At 69.5% G+C, this 18,176-nt stretch carries 17 protein-coding genes, 2 tRNA genes and 1 pseudogene; 2 read left to right on the top strand and 18 right to left on the bottom strand.

All coding sequences use genetic code 11. The annotated features are described in order from the left end of the window. Positions 1–103: 103 nt before the first annotated feature. The 8 genes from AC0Z36_RS13305 to AC0Z36_RS13270 form a co-directional block, all read right to left on the bottom strand. Positions 104–1,465, bottom strand: coding sequence for a glutamine synthetase family protein (locus AC0Z36_RS13305; RefSeq protein ID WP_485463028.1), 1,362 nt, complete (start codon positions 1,463–1,465; stop codon positions 104–106). A gap of 480 nt (positions 1,466–1,945) precedes the next feature. Continuing rightward, positions 1,946–2,018: transfer RNA gene (locus AC0Z36_RS13300), tRNA-Ala, on the bottom strand. A gap of 349 nt (positions 2,019–2,367) precedes the next feature. Further along, positions 2,368–2,440, bottom strand: a tRNA-Ala gene (locus tag AC0Z36_RS13295). Between the two features lie 98 nt (positions 2,441–2,538). Next, entirely contained in the window at positions 2,539–2,820 is a 282-nt protein-coding gene (locus AC0Z36_RS13290) for an SDR family oxidoreductase (protein WP_485463027.1), read from the bottom strand. Positions 2,821–2,891: 71 nt separating this feature from the next. Beyond that, complete coding sequence (locus AC0Z36_RS13285; RefSeq protein ID WP_485463026.1) at positions 2,892–3,866, bottom strand: alpha/beta hydrolase; 975 nt, start codon at positions 3,864–3,866, stop codon at positions 2,892–2,894. A 7-nt stretch (positions 3,867–3,873) separates the two neighbouring features. After that, positions 3,874–4,050, bottom strand: a complete 177-nt coding sequence (locus AC0Z36_RS13280) for a hypothetical protein (RefSeq protein WP_485463025.1) — start codon at positions 4,048–4,050, stop codon at positions 3,874–3,876. Positions 4,051–4,199: 149 nt separating this feature from the next. After that, entirely contained in the window at positions 4,200–4,958 is a 759-nt protein-coding gene (locus AC0Z36_RS13275) for an SDR family NAD(P)-dependent oxidoreductase (RefSeq protein ID WP_485463024.1), read from the bottom strand. A 406-nt stretch (positions 4,959–5,364) separates the two neighbouring features. Further along, positions 5,365–6,504 (bottom strand): LLM class flavin-dependent oxidoreductase, encoded by a 1,140-nt coding sequence (locus tag AC0Z36_RS13270; protein ID WP_485463023.1) that lies wholly within the window; start codon positions 6,502–6,504, stop codon positions 5,365–5,367. Positions 6,505–6,836: 332 nt separating this feature from the next. Here AC0Z36_RS13270 and AC0Z36_RS13265 point away from each other — a divergent pair, with 332 nt between their 5' ends. Next, positions 6,837–7,418 (top strand): PadR family transcriptional regulator, encoded by a 582-nt coding sequence (locus AC0Z36_RS13265; RefSeq protein WP_485463022.1) that lies wholly within the window; start codon positions 6,837–6,839, stop codon positions 7,416–7,418. A 133-nt stretch (positions 7,419–7,551) separates the two neighbouring features. Here the strand turns inward: AC0Z36_RS13265 and AC0Z36_RS13260 are convergent. The 6 genes and pseudogenes from AC0Z36_RS13260 to AC0Z36_RS13235 form a co-directional block, all read right to left on the bottom strand. Further along, positions 7,552–8,412 (bottom strand): annotated as a pseudogene (locus AC0Z36_RS13260) (SCO4651 family lipoprotein); the annotation flags it as partial. Between the two features lie 60 nt (positions 8,413–8,472). Continuing rightward, positions 8,473–9,114: a histidine phosphatase family protein gene (locus AC0Z36_RS13255; protein WP_485463053.1), complete on the bottom strand. Its 642-nt coding sequence runs from the start codon at positions 9,112–9,114 to the stop codon at positions 8,473–8,475. After that, complete coding sequence (rsfS, locus tag AC0Z36_RS13250) at positions 9,111–9,506, bottom strand: ribosome silencing factor (protein WP_485463021.1); 396 nt, start codon at positions 9,504–9,506, stop codon at positions 9,111–9,113. Before rsfS ends, AC0Z36_RS13255 begins: the two co-directional genes overlap by 4 nt. Positions 9,507–9,739: 233 nt before the next feature. Further along, complete coding sequence (locus tag AC0Z36_RS13245; RefSeq protein ID WP_485463020.1) at positions 9,740–11,881, bottom strand: LCP family protein; 2,142 nt, start codon at positions 11,879–11,881, stop codon at positions 9,740–9,742. Continuing rightward, positions 11,878–12,498: a nicotinate-nucleotide adenylyltransferase gene (gene nadD / locus AC0Z36_RS13240; RefSeq protein ID WP_485463019.1), complete on the bottom strand. Its 621-nt coding sequence runs from the start codon at positions 12,496–12,498 to the stop codon at positions 11,878–11,880. The genes AC0Z36_RS13245 and nadD overlap by 4 nt, the downstream gene beginning before the upstream one ends. A 103-nt stretch (positions 12,499–12,601) precedes the next feature. Next, positions 12,602–12,748: a hypothetical protein gene (locus tag AC0Z36_RS13235; protein ID WP_485463018.1), complete on the bottom strand. Its 147-nt coding sequence runs from the start codon at positions 12,746–12,748 to the stop codon at positions 12,602–12,604. 188 nt (positions 12,749–12,936) lie between these two features. Here AC0Z36_RS13235 and AC0Z36_RS13230 point away from each other — a divergent pair, with 188 nt between their 5' ends. Then, positions 12,937–14,028, top strand: coding sequence for a M48 family metallopeptidase (locus tag AC0Z36_RS13230; protein WP_485463017.1), 1,092 nt, complete (start codon positions 12,937–12,939; stop codon positions 14,026–14,028). A 52-nt stretch (positions 14,029–14,080) separates the two neighbouring features. Here the strand turns inward: AC0Z36_RS13230 and AC0Z36_RS13225 are convergent, their stop codons facing one another. The 4 genes from AC0Z36_RS13225 to AC0Z36_RS13210 all read right to left on the bottom strand — a co-directional run bounded on the left by AC0Z36_RS13225 (position 14,081) and on the right by AC0Z36_RS13210 (position 18,104). Next, entirely contained in the window at positions 14,081–15,127 is a 1,047-nt protein-coding gene (locus tag AC0Z36_RS13225) for an SCO2583 family membrane protein (RefSeq protein ID WP_485463016.1), read from the bottom strand. A gap of 75 nt (positions 15,128–15,202) precedes the next feature. Next, positions 15,203–15,853, bottom strand: coding sequence for a hypothetical protein (locus AC0Z36_RS13220; RefSeq protein WP_485463015.1), 651 nt, complete (start codon positions 15,851–15,853; stop codon positions 15,203–15,205). Between the two features lie 52 nt (positions 15,854–15,905). Continuing rightward, complete coding sequence (locus AC0Z36_RS13215; RefSeq protein ID WP_485463014.1) at positions 15,906–16,646, bottom strand: SCO2584 family spore wall biosynthesis protein; 741 nt, start codon at positions 16,644–16,646, stop codon at positions 15,906–15,908. Positions 16,647–16,847: 201 nt separating this feature from the next. After that, a complete protein-coding gene (locus AC0Z36_RS13210) occupies positions 16,848–18,104 on the bottom strand; it encodes a glutamate-5-semialdehyde dehydrogenase (protein ID WP_485463013.1) in 1,257 nt (418 codons plus the stop codon). Positions 18,105–18,176: the final 72 nt, after the last annotated feature.

Raw genomic sequence — 18,176 nt, 5'->3', positions numbered from 1 at the left:
CCTGGTCGCGTTCGCCCGCGGTGCTCGGAAGGTGTGGTTTTGTCCGGGTATGTGGCCCCGTGCAGCCAGGCCCGGGGCCCAGAACCTGCGGCCGGTCCCCGCGCTACATGCGTTCGAAGGAGCGCCGCAGTTCCCAGTCGGTCACCACGGCGTCGTAGGCGGCGAGTTCGACTCTGGCCGCGTTCGCGTAGTGCGCGACGACTTCGTCGCCGAAGACTGCGCCGGCCAGGTCGCTCTTCTCCCACAGTTCCAGCGCTTCCCGCAGTGTGCCGGGGACCGTCTCGGCCCCGTTCGTGTACGCGCTTCCGCTGCACGGGGCTTGCAGGGGCAGTTCGTGGTCGATGCCGTACAGACCCGCGCCGATCATGCCGGCGACGGCCAGGTACGGGTTCACGTCGCCGCCGGGCACCCGGTTCTCGACGCGCAGGGAGTGCCCGCGGCCGACCAGGCGCAGTGCGCAGGTGCGGTTGTCCACGCCCCATTCGACGGCGGTGGGGGCGAAGGTGCCGGGCTGGTAGCGCTTGTACGAGTTGATGTTCGGCGCGTACAGGAGTGTGAACTCGCGTAGTGCCGCCAGTTGTCCGGCGATGAAGTTCTCCCCGCGGGCGGACATCCCGTGCGCCCCGTCCCCCGCCATGACCGGCTCCCCGGCTTCGTCCCGGAGCGACAGGTGGATGTGGCAGGAGTTGCCTTCACGCTCGTTGGGTTTGGCCATGAAGGTCAGGCTGACGCCCTCCTGCGCGGCGATCTCCTTGGCTCCGTTCTTGTAGAGGCTGTGCTGGTCACACGTCACCACGGCCTCGTCGTAGCGGAACACGATCTCGTGCTGGCCGAGGTTGCACTCGCCCTTGGCTGACTCGACGTACATGCCCGTGGCGGCCATGTCGTTGCGGATGCGGCGGAGGAGCGGTTCGATGCGCCCCGTACCCAGGAGGGAGTAGTCGTTGTTGTACTGGTTGGCGGGGGTCAGGTCGCGGTAGCCGCGGTCCCAGGCCTCTTCGTAGGTGTCGCGGTAGACGCAGAACTCGAGTTCCGTCCCGGCCATGGCCTGCCAGCCGCGTTCGGCGAGCCGCTCGGTCTGTTTCCGCAGGATCTGCCGGGGCGAGGCCACCACGGGGCTGCCGTCGTGCCATCGCAGGTCGGCGATCAGGAGCGCGCTGCCTTCGTTCCAGGGCAGGGGTCGCAGTGTGGTGAGGTCGGGGGCCATGACGAAGTCGCCGTAGCCGCGTTCCCATGAGGCCATTTCGAAGCCGTCGACGGTGTTCATCTCGATGTCCACCGCGAGGAGGTAATTGCAGCCCTCGGTGCCGTGGTCGAGGGTGTCGTCGAGGAAGAATTTCGCCGCGAGCCGTTTGCCCTGCAGCCGTCCCTGCATGTCGGTGAACGCCACTACGACGGTGTCGTAGTGACCCTTCTCGACAGCTGCCCGTACCGCTTCTTTTTTGTCGCCTGCACCAGTCGTCATACGCGCCTCCCGAGTCGCTGTACCGCCGGTGCGGCTCATCCAAGCGCATTCGGGGTCGCAGCGTGATGATCTTTGCCGGAGGAACGTCCGGGGAGTGTCGTTCGTGACGCACGCAACATTCCGGTTGCCTACGTCAAAGGACAGGACCGGAGCGTAATCGCCGGGCTACGGACACGCGGTTTCCAGCGCGTGGCTTCCAGCACGTGGCTTCCAGCACGCGGTTTCCAGCGCGTGGCTTCCAGCACGTGGCTTCCAGCACGCGGTTTCCAGCGCGTGGTTTCCAGCGCGTGGCTTCCAGCACTCGGGGCGGAAGCGCACCCGGCCCGCGCCGGGGCGTTCCCGCAGGCACGGGGCGATATCGGGGGGACGCGGGGCGGAGCGATGCCTGAGCACACAGGCCGGGGCCCTGCCAGCCGGTGTCCTGTCCGCCGGGGAAACAGCGAAGGCGTCCTCCCCGGGGAGGACGCCTTCGCTTTTCTGTGGAGCTACGGGGAATTGAACCCCGGACCTCTTGCATGCCATGCAAGCGCTCTACCAACTGAGCTACAGCCCCATTTGGTCAACGAACAACCGGAACCGGAATCCGTACTGCATTTGTCCCGGGCGCTCGTTGCATGGACAACTCTACCCGACCCGGAGCAGTGCTCCGAACCGGTTTTCCCCTGGCCGGGGCCGCAGCCCCGCCCATACGGCGCCCGGGGCCACCCCCGGGTCCGCCCCGGAGGCGCCACGGAGCGACCACGGGACAACCAAGGAGAAGGCCGTACGGAGGACCGGCCCGAATCGATCACCGGGCGAGGCGGGCGCACAGAGCGCACTCGAGCCACGCACAAGCAGTACACAGACCCCGGACATACGAAAGCAGGGCCGACCCTGGAAAGGATCGGCCCTGCTTCATTGTGTGGAGCTACGGGGAATTGAACCCCGGACCTCTTGCATGCCATGCAAGCGCTCTACCAACTGAGCTACAGCCCCCGGTTGTTCCTGTCCGCGCGGGTTTCCCCCGCGAACAGGAACTACTTTACATGCTCGGGGCCCGCGCCCAAAAACCGGTCACCCGGTCGGGCACGGGCTCAGAACGCGCCGAGCGGCGGGTTCACGCCGGCCGTCATTCCGCCGTCGACGATCAGCTCGGTGCCGGTGATGTATGAGGCGTCGTCCGAGGCCAGGAACGCGACCGCGGTGGCGACCTCGGCCGGGACCGCGGCGCGGCGCAGCGGCACGCCGGGGTAGTTCCCCGCACCGGCTTCGCTGCCGTGCACGGCGATCATCGGGGTGTTGACGAGGATGTCGACGGTAGCGAACTCGGCGACCGTGAAGCCCACGACCGTCTTCCAGTCTTCGGCGGAGGACACATCGTGCTTGATGAAGCGTGCGGCGTCGCCCAGTTCGGCGGCGGTTCAGGAGGTCTGGTCGGGCTGCCAGGTCAGCCGAGCGCCGTGCGCAGCACCTGGACCGCTTCCTCGAAGGCGACGGCGGCGTCGGGGACCATCGCCCCCATGCTGATGGAGCCGTGGAACATCTGGTCGTACACCGTGTGGCTGACCGGCACTCCGGCGTCGGCCAGCTTGTTCGCGTACGCGATCGCATCGTCGCGCAGCGGATCGAGCCCGGCCGCGACGATGTGCGCGGGGGCGAGCCCCGCCAGGTCCGAAGCGTTGACGACTGAGGCGTACGGGTGTGCGCCGTCACCGCCGGGACCGGTGTAGCAGTCCCAGAAATAGCGCATGTGGTCGGCGGTCAGGAAGTAGCCCTGCCCGTTCTCGGTATAGGAGGCCGAGTCCTGCCGGTGGTCGGTGACGGGGTAGAGCAGCAGTTGGAACCGCGGCTGTGGCAGGCCCCGGTCGTGGAGCATCAGGCAGGTCGCGGCGGCCAGGTTGCCGCCCGCCGAGTCGCCGGCCACGGCTGTCCGCGTGGCGTCCCCGCCGAACTCCGAAGCATGCTCCCTGGCCCACCGGAAGGCTGCGTACGCGTCCTCGGCCGCGCCGGGGAAGGGCGTCTCGGGGGCTCGGCGGTAGTCGACGGAGACGAACACCGCGCCGACTGCGTTGGCGAGCGTACGGACCGTCTGATCGTGGGTGTCGAGGTTGCCGATGACCCATCCGCCGCCGGGGAGGAACACCACCACGGGCAGGACGTCGCCGTCCTTGCTGCCGGCCGGACGGTAGATCCGTACGGCCAGGTCCGGGGCCCCGTGCGGGCCTGGCACGGTGCGGTCGACTACCGACGCGACCCCGACCGGCGGGGCCGGGGACTTGGGCGCCGCCGCCAGCGCGGCGCGGCCTTCGGCGGCGTCCAGGACCTCGGTGCCGAACTTTGGGAAGAAGGCCGACATCATGTCGACGATCTGACGTACCGTCGGATCTTTGATCCGGTCCGGGGCGGATGGGGTCTGCGACATTCGGGGGTCAGCCTCCCATGACGTACTTCACGGTGGGTCCGGTGGTCCAGCCGCCGCCCGCGACGATCTGCTGCGTGGCGGCGAGCTCGAGGGCCACTGCGGCGCCGGCGCCGGCGCCGGTGACGATGACGATGACGATGACGATGACCTTGTCGGTCAGGTTGGCGCCCTGGAGTGCAGTCATGGCGCTCTACCGCTGACTGTGCGCTTGGCTCGTTGTGCCGGAAGCGGTGGACCGGCGCACCGTCGCATCGCGGCGTGCTGCCTGCCTGCCTGCCTGCCTGCCTGCCTGCCTGCCTGTCGTCCACTAAGTGAATGTATGTCCCGGATAGATCAAGTCTGTGACACTTTGGGTGTGATCCCCGCCATGGAACCGCCGTCGATCACGAACTCCTGTCCGGTGATCCACGACGAGTCGTCAGAAGCCAGGAAGGCCACCAGCGAACCGACGTCCTCGGGCTCGCCGACCCGGCGCAGCGGGACGTTGGGGTAGTTGCCGGGGCCCCGGGTGAACATACCGCCGACCATCGGGGTGTCGATCGCACCGGGGTGCACGCTGTTGACCCGGATGCCGTGTTCGCCCAGTTCGAGGGCTGCGACCTTGGTCAGGCCGCGGACGGCCCATTTGCTGGCCCCGTACGCCGCGTGTTTGGGGATGCCCTGGAGTCCGGCGAGTGACGAGATGTTGACGATCGATCCGCCGCCCCGGGCGATCATGCCCGGGGCCACGGCCTGGATGCCGTGGAAGGTGCCGAAGAGGTTGACCTGGAGCGTCTTCTCCAGCCCCGCCGGGGTCTCCTCCAGGAGCGGTACGGGGCGCAGGATTCCGGCGTTGTTGACCAGGACGTCGACGCCGCCGAACTGGGCGGTCGCCGTCTCTACGACCGCGGCCCACTCCGAGGCGGACGAGACGTCGTGGCGGACGAACCGGGCGTTGTCCCCGATGTCCTCGGCGACCTGCCGCCCCTCCTTCTCCTGAAGGTCCGTCAGGACGACGCGGGCCCCGAGTGAAACGAGGAGCCGGGCCTCGGCCTCGCCCTGTCCGCGTGCCGCGCCGGTGATGATCGCGACCTTGCCGTTGAGATCAGTCATTGATCCGCTACCGCTCCTCGTCCCGCCCCGTGCACGTGGCCCCGTGCCTGGCCTTTAGTGCTCTTCACGTCCGGCTTTCCGCGACCGGCTCTTCACATCCGGCCGTCTACTTCCGGCCCCTCACATCCGGCCGTCTACTTCCGGCCCCTCACATCCGGCCGTCTACTTCCGGCCCCTCACATCCGGCCGTCCACGTCCGGCCGGCACGCCGCGCAAGCTGCCCGAAGTGTCCGAACCGTTCACACCACCCGAACTGTCCGAACCGCCCGCGCCCTCTTCGTACCACCGGCGTCCGCAGGCCAGAAGGCCCGCCGGACAGTGGGGTCCGGGCCCTGCTCCAGTCCTCCGCACCGGAGCAGGGCCCAGCTTCTGGGTGCTCAGCCCGCGGGCCGGGGCACCGGCCCGGTCACTCGCCGTACTTCGCGCGGAAGTGCGGGATGACCTGCTCGCCCCAGATGCGGATGGTCTCCATGCACGCTTCCTGCGGCACGGTACCCATCTGGATGAGGCACATGATCTCGTCGGCGCCGGCGTCGATGAGCTTCTGCACGTACGCGATCGCGTCCGCCGCGGTGCCGTAGGCGTGGTTGACGTTGTACGTGGCGGTCGCGTTGACGGTGACCGGGATCTTCGCCTCGTGCAGCATGGCGACCTGCTGTTCGGCGGCCTCCTTCATCACCGCGACCTCGTCGCGGCCCTCGACCACGGCCTCGTCCGGGATGCCGGACTTGCCGCCGGAGAACCAGTGCGCGATGGACTGCGCGAAGAAGCGCTGGCCGCGGGCGCCGATGTTGCGGGCCTGCTGGGCGTCCTCGAGGACGATCGTCGGGCACAGTGCGACCAGGTGCTCGTTCTGCACCGTGGAGACGAAGCGCTCGCCCGTACGCTCTTTGACGGCGGTCCGGTAGATGTTGTTGAGCTCGGCGACCTCTTCGGGGCCGGCGAAGCCGAGCACCAGGGCGCCGACGCCCATCTCGGCGGCCTCGACCAGCGAGGGCTTCTTCGAGCAGGCGAGGAACAGGGGCGGGTGGGGGGTCTGCACGGGGCGGGGCAGGATCGCGTGCGAGCCCTCGATGTCGAGCACCTCACCGTGCCAGACCAGTTCGTCCTCCTGCCAGGCGGCGCCGATGATCCGCAGCGCCTCCTCGACCTGGGCCTTGGTCTCCTCGATGTCCACGCCGCACAGGGTGGACTCCTGGAGTGTGCCGCCCCGGGCGGCGGCGACGTCGAGGCGACCGCCGGAGAGGGTGTCGAGCATGCCGATGCGCTCGGCGACCCGGGCGGGGTGGTTGAACTTGAAGGGCATGCACACGGCGCCGTGTGCGATGCGGATGCGCGACGTCTTCGCGGCGACCCAGGTCAGGAAGATCTCGGGGGCGCTCATGTGGGAGTACCACTTGGTGGTGTGGTGCTCGACGGCCCAGACGCGGTCGAAGCCCATCTCCTCGGCGTACACGGCCTGCTCGACCGAGTCGTTGAGCACCTGGTGCTCGTGCTCGACCGTCGGGTTGGCCATCTGAGCTTCGAAGATCATCGAGAACTGCATCGTTGCCGCCTCCTGTGCACACTGCGCTGCTGCGTACCGCCTGTGGAATACTCCAATTAGATGTATGACTTCTTGTGAGGTCAAGAGTCTGCTGACGTAGAATCAGATCCGGCGTGGAGACGCTCGCCACACCCTCCGGTCCGGCACACACTGAGCACGCGCGAAACGCACACACAGCACACACAGCACACACAGCACACACAGCACACACAGCACGCACTCCGTACGCCCGCGGCACAACCCGCAGCACCCCACAACACACTCGCGGCACGCCGCACCAGCACATCCGGCGGCGCACCCCCGCGCACCGCACACCAGCACGGAGGTACGGCATGACTGCCCCGCACACGCCCGACGGTCTGCCCAGACTCCCGGCCACCGCGTGGGCCGTCCTGGGTCTGCTGTCCTTCCCGGGCGAACGCTCCGGGTACGAACTGAAGAAATGGGCCGACTCCTCGCTGCGCTTCTTCTACTGGAGCCCGGCGCTGTCGCAGATCTACGGCGAGCTCAAGCGCCTGGAGACCCTGGGCTTCGCGACGTCCCGCATCGCCTCCCAGGACGAACTGCGGAACAAGCGGCTGTACGCGATCACTGAATCCGGGCAGCGGGCACTCACCCGCTGGGCCCGCGAGACCCCCGCCGGGCCTCCCGTGCTCAAGCACGGACCCGTGCTGCGGGTGTGGCTCGGCCACCTGTCCGAGCCGGCGGAGCTGCGCAAGACACTCACCGAGCACCGCGACTACGCCGAGCAGACGCTGCACGAGATCGAGAACTTCGAAAGCAAGGCAGGCGACCGGTGGCCCTTCCCGGCGCTGGTCCTCAAGTGGAGCGAGCGCTACTGGAAGGCCGAACGCGACCTGACCGAGGGGATGCTGGCGGACGTGGAGGAACTGTTCCGGGAGAAAGACAGCTGATCGACCGTCAGATCGCCGCGCGCCGGAACAGTGCCCGCCCCGTCAACGGCCGAAGTCCGTACGGGAACACCCGTACGGACTTCGGCTCGTCGGTGAGAACGCCGGAAGAACAGCTCAATCGCGTACGGGCCCGCTAGGCACCAGCGTCCGCGCCCTTGTCCTCCTTCATCTTCATGAAGTCCACCGTCTGGTCCGCGGGCGGCGGTGTCACGTCGACCGGCTTGCCCCAGTCCTTGTACGAGGCCGTCGTGCTGACGGCGCCCATCTTGGTCTGCTGCTTGGCCGTCTGCTTGACGGGCATGCCCGTGGCGTACACCCACAGGTCGATGTCCGAGGTCGTGGCGCCCAGTTGCTCGTTCGCCGCCTTCATCTGTGCGATGACGTCGGGCTTCAGTCCGAGCTTCTCAGCATTGAGGTCCAACGCGGTCTTCATGTCCACAGTGCCGACGTAGTGCATCGTCTCGACCCCGTCGAGGGTCTCCTTGCCGACCTTGCGGATGTCGCCGGCCTTCTCCAGGAGTGCGATCTGCGCGCCCGGGTCCTGCTGCTGACCCATTGACTTCTTCAACATGTCGCCCATGCCGGCGAGCGGGTTGGCCTGCCCTGTCCCGCCCTTCGCGGCAGCCGCCGCGAAGTCCACCTTCAGCCAGGGCTTGCCGGGCACCAGCGACAGCTCCGGGCCCATGTTCATGTACATGCTGGCCGGCGTCATGAGTGCTTCGATCCGCTTCGGCCCGCCGGGGCCCACTTTGTCGAACATGCCGCCGGACATCACCATGCGCATCGCCGGGTCGGTTCCGAAGCGCATCTGCCCGGAGATCACCGTCGTGCCCTGGGAGCCCATCTCCATGGCTATCTCCATGTGCGCGGTGTTCGCCGCGGAGACCTTGGTACGGGCGTTCTGTGCGACCTGCAGGCCACTCCCGAACGACTTGAACGCATCGCCCTTCTCAGCGCCGCAGCCGGTGAGGGAGGCGGCAACCGCGACGGCGGCACGAAAAACCGCGCGAAGACAGCACCAAAACTGTGCGGAGACCGTACGAAGAACGGGACTTCAGTCGTCGTCGCCGATGACCGGCTCCGGCAACGTGCCCGCGTTGTGCTCAAGCAGCCGCCAGCCGCGGGCGCTCGGGCCCAGGACCGACCAGCAGCAGTTCGACAGCGCGCCCAGCGCACCCCACACCGGCTGCTCGAGCCCGATCATGCGGCCGATGCCGCAGCGGATCGCGCCGCCGTGCGAGACGACGACGAGCGTTCCGTTCGCAGGCAGAGCCTGGACGGCGCGCTCGACGGCCGGGACGACGCGGTCGGCGACCTCGGACTCCAGTTCGCCGTCACCGCGGCGCACGGGCTCGCCGCACTTCCACGCCGTGTACTGCGCGGGGAACCGCTCACGGATCTCGAGGTTGGTCAGCCCCTGCCAGTTGCCGCCGTGGGTCTCCCGCAGCCCCGCGTCGGCGACGACTTCGAGACCGGTGAGTTTGGCCAGTTCACCGGCGGTGTCCATGGCGCGCTGCAGGTCCGACGCGATGACCGCGTCGGGCTTGAGCGCCGCGAGGAGCCGGGCGGCCCGCCTCGCCTGCCCGATGCCGGTGTCCGTCAGCGCGATGTCGGTCTGCCCCTGGAAGCGGTTCTCGACGTTCCACGCGGTCTGGCCGTGCCGCCACAGCAGGACACGGCGGCCCTGCGGGCTCAGCTCTCGTCTCCGGCGGTGGCCGGACGCGCGTTCACGATCGTCGGCAGCGGGATCTCGGGGCAGTCCTTCCACAGCTTCTCAAGCGTGTAGTAGGCGCGCTCCTCGTCGTGCTGCACGTGGACCACGATGTCGATGTAGTCGAGGAGGATCCAGCGTGCCTCACGGTCGCCCTCGCGGCGCACCGGCTTGGCGTCGAGCTCGCGCAGGCGCTCCTCGATGCCGTCCATGATGGACTTGACCTGGCGGTCGTTGGGCGCGGAGGCCAACAGGTAGACGTCGGTGATGCCGACGACAAGGCTGACGTCGAACGCGACGATGTCGTGTGCGAGCTTGTCGGCGGCGGCCTCTGCGGCAGCAGTGGCAAGCTCAATGGCACGGGGGGTGGCAGTCACACGAACGCTTTCTCACGACTTATAGGACGCCTTCCAGGTTCTCACACCCTGGCCGATGCTCGCCGCCCGCTGTATCCCCCCGGGGCACGCCCCCCGGACCCCCGGCCGGAAACCCGCGTCACTCCAGCCGACCAGGAGCCCTCCGTACGACGTCACACGCCCCGTGCGCAGCGGCACGGGGCGGCCCCGCGGCCGGGCCCCGCAGATCAGGACCCGGCCATACGGGAGACGCCCTACGGCTTGTAGTCAGTCCCCAGCGTCACCACGATGTCGGCCAGCGACTGCCCTTCGAGCTTGCGCACCGCGCCGTCCGGCAGTCCCAGGGCCTTGGCCACCTGTGCCGCCCCGTCCTTCCACACCTCGTCGGTGTAGAACACCGTCGAGGCGGGGCTGCGCGGCTTACCCGTGGCACCGCCCGGGATGTACGCGTAGCCGCCGTTGAGCATCTTGATCCGGGCGCTCTCCTGCGCCGTGGCGTTGCCCGAGGCCTCCTCGATCAGGATCCTGGCCGTTCCGCCGGCCTTGATTTCGCGCAGTGTGCTGCCGAGAGTGCCCCGGACCACCTGTGTCGCACCGGCGAAGTCCAGGAACCCGTTCGGCTGCACCGGCAGTCCCGCGGCCTGGACTTTGCCCGCCTTCACCGAGTTGCCCAGCGAGGCCAGCAGTTCGGCCAGCTTTGCGTCCGGCAGGGAAGGGTCGGGGACGTTCGCCAGGGCCTGCAACAGCGCCCCGACGCCCAGCGCGTCCTTGGGCGCGGACTTGAGCACCGCCTGCAGCACCCGGCCGAAGCGTTCGGCGCCCTTGGCCGCGGGCTCGCCCGGGACCCGGTACACCGCGTACGCACGGGCTGCCGCACCGTTGACCCGGGAGGGCCCGGCAGCCACGTTCACCTTGCCGTCCTTGCTCTTGACCGCGGTGTCCGCGTCAAGGTCGATCCCGCCGGCCAGTTCCACCAGGCCCTGCAGCACCGGCTCGTTGAGCGTCCACGAACCGTCGATGCGGATGCCCAGGAGGCTCGCCAGGGCGTCCCTGGAAGCTCCGGCGCCCGCATTGCCCAGAACGTCACCGAAGGGCTGCGGGCCGCCGCCGGGGGCGTCCACGACGGCGGTGGAAGGCACCGAGACCAGCGCCCCGACCTTGGCCGGGTCGTTGACGAGCACTGCGGAGGCTGACGCCTTGCCGTCGCTGCCCCGCAACTGCACCAGTACGGCCGAGTGCCCGTCGCCGCCGGCGGCAGTGGTCTTCTTCTCGCCGCCGCCGGGCCCGAAGGTGCCCCAGGCGACGTATCCGCCGACGCCGACGAGTACCAACGCGGCCGCGGCGCCCAGTGCGACGAAGCGGTTGCGCAGCGACCGGCGGCGTTCGTCGCGGCGCTCGCTCCGGGTCTCGGCGAACTTCAACCAGTCGATGACGTCTTCGGACTGCTCCGCTTCGTCGTCGACGAAGTCGAATTCGGTCTCGTCGTACGAGCCTGTTCCGGGAGTTCTGCCCGGGACGGGCGCAGCGGCCGTACGGGAGTCCTGCACGGTTCGGACCCGCTCGCTGGGAGGCTGGGAAACCCCCTGCCGGACGGCCCCGTGCCCGGAGTCGGCCGGGTGCCCGGGGCGGGTGGGCCGACCGGCGGCGGCAGGTGTGGGGATGCGGACAGAGGCGGTGCCACCGAGGCCTGCGGCGGTCCCGCTCCCGGTCAGCGGCCCCGTGCTCTGCGGCCCGGGGCCGCTGTCGTATCCCTGCTGCGGCTCCGTGCCGTACGGCCCGGGGCCGCCGTAGCCGTTGCCGTCACTGTTGCCGTAGGACCTGTCGGAGGAGCCGTCGTAGGACGTGTCAGAGGAGCCGTCGTAGGACGTGTCAGAGGACGTGTCGTAGCCGGGCTGCGGGTACTGCCCGGAGCCGTGGCCTCCAGTGCCGCCGGAGGGCCCGCTGTCATACGAACCGGAGTCGTACGAACCAGTGCCGTAAGAACCAGTGCCGTAAGAACCAGTGCCGTACGAACCGGAGTCGTACCCGGTCTGCTGCCCCGTGCCGGGCTGCTGCCCCGTGCCGGACTGCTGCCCACCGTCGTACTGCCCACCGTCGTACTGCCCGCCGTCGTACTGCCCGCCGTCGTACTGCCCGCCGTCGTACTGCCCGCCGTCGTAGGGAGCCGTGTCGTACGCGGCCCCGTACTGCCCGGGGTCGGCGTACTGCGGTTCCGGCTGCTGCTGCCCGAACGGTTGCCCGTCGTACGCCTGCTGGCCGCCCTGCGGCCCACCCTGTGGGGTCGGCGGCAGAGGCAGTGGCTGCCCGTACTCGTCGTACTGCTGCTCGTACTGCTGCTCGCCCTGGTACTGCGGACGGCCGTCAGGCCATCCGTCCCGCCGGTCGTTGCCGGTCACGACCCTCCCCGGTACAGCCCCCGCTTGCTGATGTACTGCACGATGCCGTCCGGTACCAGGTACCAGACGGGTTCACCCCGGGCCGCGCGCTCGCGGATGCCCGTGGAGGAGATGGCCAGCGCCGGCACCTCGACCAGGCTCACGCCACCCTCCGGGAAACCCGGGTCGGTCAAAGTGTGCCCCGGGCGGGTCACTCCGATGAAATGCGCGAGTTTGAACATCTCTTCGGCATTGCGCCAGGAGAAGATTTGCGCGAGTGCGTCGGCGCCGGTGATGAAGAAGTAGTCACTGGCTTCACCGTTGGCCTCGTGCAGGTCGCGCAGGGTGTCGACGGTGTACGTCTGGCCGGGGCGGTCGATGTCGACGCGGCTGACGCTGAAGGCCGGGTTGGAGGCGGTCGCGATGACCGTCATCAGATAGCGGTCCTCGGCGGGTGAGACGACCTGGCCGGTCTTCTGCCAGGGCTTGCCGGTGGGGACGAACACGACCTCGTCCAGCTCGAACAGTCCGGCGACCTCACTGGCGGCCACCAGGTGGCCGTGGTGGATGGGGTCGAACGTGCCACCCATGATGCCGACGCGGCGCTTGCGCGGGGACTGCGGAGACTGCGGTTCCATGGGCGATGAATGTAGCGGTCGCCGTGGGCACTGACACGACGAGCCCCGGATCCGCGCTGGATCCGGGGCCCGAACGTATGAACGTGGTGTGCTGGAGCGGGTGTCAGTCGCGGTTGAAACGCGTGACGATGAAGAGCAGCAGGCACAGGGTGATGAACGCGCCAAGTCCGGCTGCGAGGGGGTTGAGGCCCTCGTGCTTGCCGCCTTCGTTCGCGAGAGTGGTGAGGGCGTTCATGGCGTTCTCGCTCATCGTGATGTGAACCCTTGGGAGAGTCGGGAGCCGGTCCGGCGACCGGCGGACAGCTGCGAAGGTCATCGTACGGGGACCTCCCCGGGCCACGCGCGTCCAGGTGGCCCCGCAGGGAGGGTTGTGCCTCCTTCGGCAGCACCCGATCGTGTCTACGCTGGCGGGAAGTGCCCACGGCTGAGGGGGAACACATGACCGACATCGGTAAGCCGTCCCAGGAGCGCGTCCGGTTCGCCGGGATCTCGTCCCGGGCGTACGAACATCCGACCGATCGTTCCGCCCTGGTGGCGATGCGCCGGCTGGCCGGTTTCGACACGGTCCTCCGTCAGTTGTCGGGGATGTTGTCGGAGCGGGCGATCCGGCTGTCGTTCCTGGCCGGGGCGGTCCGCACCGGCGACACCCAGTTCCGGCCGCTGCACGGGGCCGCCCGCGACGCCGCGTACATCCTCGATCTCCCGCAGGTCCCCGAGCTGTTCGTGACGCTCGATCCGCAGCCGAACGCGATGGCGGTGGGGATGGACAGACCCTTCATCGTCGTCACGTCGGGTCTGGTCGAGCTGCTCGACGAAGATGAGATGCGTACGGTCGTGGGGCACGAGACGGGGCACATCCTGTCGGGGCACGCCGTCTACCGCACCATGCTGCTGATCCTCACCGGGTTGGCGACGACTGTCTCGGGCATCCCGCTGGGCGCCCTGGGGGTCAACGCGATCGTGGCCGCGCTGCAGGAGTGGTTCCGCAAGTCGGAGCTGTCCTGCGACCGCGCGGGGCTGCTTGTCGGGCAGGACCCGGACGTGTCCATGCGCGCCCTCATGAAGATCGCAGGCGGGTCCCGGCTGCACGAGATGAGCGTGGACGCGTTCCTGGAGCAGGCGCAGGAGTACGAAGGAGCCGGCGACCTGCGCGACAGCGTGCTCAAGCTGATGAGCCTGTTGCAGAGTTCGCACCCGTTCCCGGTCGTCCGGGTGGCCGAGTTGAAGAAGTGGGCCGACTCGCCGGACTACCGGCGGATCCTCGACGGCGACTACCCGCGCCGGGAGGACGATCCGCGCGCGTCCGTCCGCTCGGAGGCGAAGGCCTCGGCGTCCGCGTACCGCGACTCGGCCCGGAACACCGCAGACCCGTTGTTCGGTCTGCTGCGCGATGTGGCCGGCGGTGCGGCTGACATGGGGGGCAAACTGCGGGACCGGTTCGTCCCCAAGCAGCCGTCCGGCGCGAAGGAGAGCAAGGCGGGCAACGACACCAAACCGGATGAAAGCCCGTACGACGATCCTTCGGTGTGAACTCCGGCAGCAGTGCCCGGCCGGCCGGAGCCGACAGGACCGACCACCGGGGTCAACCGGTCACGTAGTCCCCGCACGACGTCCCCGGTGTCTGCCCCGTGCGGTGCGGGTCGATGCCGGGGACGGTCGGCACGGGGCCTGCGACCCGGACGAGGATCGGGCGGAACCAGCCCGCGCTGTCGGCTCCGCACGACTGGGGCCCGGCGGCGGTCCGCACCCTGCTCAGTCGCAGGTGCCCCGCGCGCAAGGTGGTGTGGTCGTTCTGGAACTCCCACAGCCGGTGCACGGTGAACCGCACCCGGTCGCCGCCGCCCCGGTCCTGGAGCGCGTACACGAACGCCGCGTCCACGGTCACCACCAGTTGACCGTCGTACGGTTCGGCGACGGTCATCCGCCCGGAGACTTTGACCCGGGGGTCGGCGATCTTGATCTGTTGCGGGTCGAAGCGGGCGGTGAACCCGGTGGCGTCGTACGTCCCGTCGCCCCGGGGCCGGTCGAGGGCCGCGAGCAACTGGACGTGCTGGACCGGTCCCAGGAGTCCGGCCGCGTTCCAGGGCCGGGCACCGGCCAGCACATCGGGGTCGAGCTGCGTCTCGGTGACGAACTCACGTGCCAGGTAGAGCGCCTCACCGACCTGCGCGGCGGAGAACCGGGCGGTCCCCAGGCTGTCCGGGTAGGCCAGGCCGGCCGCACCGTCGGCCCAGGCCGCGACGGGCGTCCCGGCGAACGCGTCGGCGGCCCCCGCCGGCACGACGTCGGGACCGGCTGCCTGGAGGGAGACCTGTTCGAGCAGCACGGGGCTGTCGGCGTACCGCACCTGCGGGGGCGGCGCGGAGCGGGCACCGAGGTACAGCGCGCTGGACATCGCGACGACGACCAGCAGGCTGAACGCGAGCAGCCGGAAGCTGTGCGCGGGCAGGCCGAGGACCCGGCGCAGTCGCCGCGGGCCCCTGCCGGTGCGCAGCCGCTCCTGAGCCGTCGGCTCATGCAGCTCGGCGGCCTGGACGAACGATTCATCGAACACGACGGCCCGGTATTCGTCCTCGCCGTCGGGCCCGCCCCCACGAAACCCTTCGGGGGGCCCATCCCGCCCGGTCATGTGTTCCATCGTAGGTCGTGGGACGTCCATCCGGATATGCCGGCCAGCCCCGTACCGACGGATCTTGACGGTAGGTCAGACTCGGCTGATCCGTCCGCATTCGCCCAGGGTGTCCACCGGCCTGTCCCGGTTGTAGGGGTCGATCGGGGCACCGGACGCGCCGCCGCCGTCCGGTGCGTAGGTCATGACTCCGTTGACTTTGACCACCGGGCCGACCAGCACTGCCTCGCGCGGATCGAAGCGGTTTACCCAGGAGGCCGGATCGTGCTCCCGGGTGGGGGTCTTGAGCGCGGTGCGCAGTGCATCCGGGGTGTCGTCGCCCGAGTCGAGCAGGTCCAGATACCTGGCCGGTTCCCCGCCGCGCAGCGTGGCCGGATCGAGGCGGCCCGCGATCATCAGGTCCCGGGTCGTCTCCAGCGCGCGCTGCACGTCCGCAGCGGTGTAGCCGGGGATTTCCTTGGCCCCGGGCAGCACGAACCCGGAGGCGTTGTCGGCGTAGCCGACAGCGGGCGAACCGTCGAACGGGCGCTCCCGGGTGGGGCCTGCGCAAGGGTCGTCCGGGGCGCTCCGGTCTGCTGACGTACGGCCCGACTCCGCTGACGTACGGCCCGACTCCGCTGACGTACGGCCCGACTCCGCTGACGTACGGCCCGACTCCGCTGACGTACGGCCCGACGTGGAATCCAGCGGGTCGGTGGTCCCCGCGCCGTTATCACTGCTCGACACGCGCGAATGCTTATCGAACTGAAGATCGATCAGATACGGGGACGACTGCGGGCTATCCGATCGTGACCGGATGTCCGTCCGCGGCCGGAGCCACGGCCCCGGCCGTTCCGGTGGCCCCTGTCGCGGCGGCGGGCGCCGACGGGACACCGCTGACCGACGACTGCGGGCCGGGGCTGGGCGGGTCTCCGTGGGACGAACCCCGGTAGACCGCCAGGACGGCCACGCCGACGACGCCGAGAGCCATCAGGAGGGCCAGGAGCCACGCCACCGGGCGGTGCCAGCGACGACGGGACCCCGCCCAGGGCTCACCCCCCTGGAAGCCGAAGAACCAGCCCTGACCGGGCGTCACATGCCCGGGGGAGGTGGAGGGTTCCCAGCCGGGCGGCAGCCCGACGCGCCAGGGGTCCTCAAGGTACGGATGGCCGATGGGGCCCAGGGCTGTGGGCGTCCTGTCCGGCGGTTTCCTGTCCGGCGGTTTCCTGTCCGGCGGTTTCCTGTCCGGCGGTTTCCTGTCCGGCGGTTTCCTGTCCGGCGGTTTCCTGTCCGTGGACGCCCGGTCCGGCGGCTCGACGACGCTGTCCGGCTCGGGGGTGCCGTCCTTCTCGACCACAGGGTCGGTGGAAACGCCCGACCGGTCCGCGGCAGCCGTCAGATGTCGTTCGCCCGCCGAAGGTTCGCAGTAGCGCGCGGCAGCGATGAAGTCGTCGTCGAACACCACAGAGGAGAGTTCTTCCTCCGTGAAGCGGTCGAAATCTGAGCCCTCGGGGAACTCGGGCCCTACCGGATCGGGCACACCAGCACACTATTACCGCGAGACCCCCACGGCATAGTGAATCAACCCGACCGGGCTGCACGGGAGCAAAACTTCCGGCCCCGGGAGGGCGGCCGGAGCCGCTCCCCGGCATGCCGCATGCCGCACACATCACCCGACCGACTGCACGGGGCAGGGCGGCCGACGCGGCCGACGCGGCCGGGGATCCACACGATCAAGCGCTCAGGCCCGGATGTGACCTTCGCCCGTCACCACGTACTTGGTGCTGGTCAGTTCCGGCAGCCCCATGGGGCCCCGGGCGTGCAGCTTCTGGGTGGAGATCCCGATCTCCGCGCCGAAACCGAACTGGGCGCCGTCGGTGAAGCGGGTGGACGCGTTGACCATCACCGCGGCAGCGTCGACCAGCGAGGTGAACTGGCGCGCAGCGCGCTGTGAGCCGGTGACGATGGCCTCGGTGTGCCCCGTGGAGTACTTCCGGATGTGCCGCACGGCGGCGTCCAGGGAAGGGACGACGGCTGCGGCGATGTCGTACGAGAGGTACTCGGTCTCCCAGTCCTCCTCGTCCGCGGGCACGACGTCGGCACTGACCTTCTGCACCGCGGCGTCGCCGTGCACGGTGACCCCCGCGGCCTTGAGGGCTTCGAGCGCCCGCGGCAGGAACGCGTCCGCGACGGCCGCGTGCACCAGGAGGGTCTCGGCGGAGTTGCACACCGAAACCCGGTGGGCCTTGGAATTCACGAGGATGTCCACGGCCATGTCGAGGTCGGCGGCCTCGTCCACATACACATGGCAGTTCCCGGTGCCGGTTTCGATCACCGGCACGGTGGAGTTTTCAACGACTGTACGGATGAGCCCCGCGCCGCCGCGCGGGATGATCACGTCGACCAGGCCCCGGGCGCGCATCAGTTCGTTCACCGAGTCGCGGGTCTCACCGGGCACGAGCTGGATCGCGTCCTCGGGCAGCCCCGCGGTGCGCAGCGCCCCACTCAGCACCTCGACCAGTTTGGTGTTCGAGTTGTACGCCGAGGAGGACCCGCGCAGGAGCACCGCGTTGCCGGACTTCAGACACAGCGCGGCGGCGTCGACGGTCACGTTGGGGCGGGCCTCGTAGATGATCCCGATGACGCCGAGGGGCACCCGGAGCTGGCGGACTTCGAGGCCGTTGGGCAGCGTGTAGCCGCGGATGACCTCCCCGACGGGGTCGGCCAGGCCGACGACGTCCCGTACGTCCGACGCGATCGCGGCGATCCGCCCGGCGTTGAGCGTGAGGCGGTCGACCACCGACTCGGCGGTGCCGGCCGCACGGGCCTTGTCCACGTCGAGCGCGTTGGCGGCGATGATCTCGCCCGCGCGGGCACCGAGTGCGTCGGCGATCGCCAGCAGCGCCGTGTCCTTGGCGCCGCGCGGCAGCGGGGCCAGCAGGGCGGCGGCTTCCCGGGCGCGGCGGGCGGACTCGATGACTGCTGACGATTCGCTCATGGCCCTGAGCTTAGTTGCGGCCCGTACCGGGTCCCGGTGAAATTCCACGGGCTGAGACACGGGGCAGGGCGG

This window comes from Kitasatospora sp. UYEF31, from assembly GCF_057291755.1.
The sequence above is the reverse complement of the archived record's forward strand: the minus strand, read 5'-3'. Positions and strand labels throughout refer to the sequence as shown.

Excerpts from the sequence above, each read along its gene's own strand:
- AC0Z36_RS13270 (WP_485463023.1), bottom strand. The coding sequence starts at position 6,504 with ATGCAGTTCTCGATGATCTTCGAAGCTCAGATGGCCAACCCGACGGTC.
- AC0Z36_RS13305 (WP_485463028.1), bottom strand. The coding sequence starts at position 1,465 with ATGACGACTGGTGCAGGCGACAAAAAAGAAGCGGTACGGGCAGCTGTC.
- AC0Z36_RS13230 (WP_485463017.1), top strand. The coding sequence starts at position 12,937 with ATGACCGACATCGGTAAGCCGTCCCAGGAGCGCGTCCGGTTCGCCGGG.
- AC0Z36_RS13235 (WP_485463018.1), bottom strand. The coding sequence starts at position 12,748 with ATGAGCGAGAACGCCATGAACGCCCTCACCACTCTCGCGAACGAAGGC.
- AC0Z36_RS13280 (WP_485463025.1), bottom strand. The coding sequence starts at position 4,050 with ATGACTGCACTCCAGGGCGCCAACCTGACCGACAAGGTCATCGTCATC.
- AC0Z36_RS13210 (WP_485463013.1), bottom strand. The coding sequence starts at position 18,104 with ATGAGCGAATCGTCAGCAGTCATCGAGTCCGCCCGCCGCGCCCGGGAA.
- AC0Z36_RS13275 (WP_485463024.1), bottom strand. The coding sequence starts at position 4,958 with ATGACTGATCTCAACGGCAAGGTCGCGATCATCACCGGCGCGGCACGC.
- nadD (WP_485463019.1), bottom strand. The coding sequence starts at position 12,498 with ATGGAACCGCAGTCTCCGCAGTCCCCGCGCAAGCGCCGCGTCGGCATC.
- AC0Z36_RS13285 (WP_485463026.1), bottom strand. The coding sequence starts at position 3,866 with ATGTCGCAGACCCCATCCGCCCCGGACCGGATCAAAGATCCGACGGTA.
- AC0Z36_RS13225 (WP_485463016.1), bottom strand. The coding sequence starts at position 15,127 with ATGACCGGGCGGGATGGGCCCCCCGAAGGGTTTCGTGGGGGCGGGCCC.
- AC0Z36_RS13265 (WP_485463022.1), top strand. The coding sequence starts at position 6,837 with ATGACTGCCCCGCACACGCCCGACGGTCTGCCCAGACTCCCGGCCACC.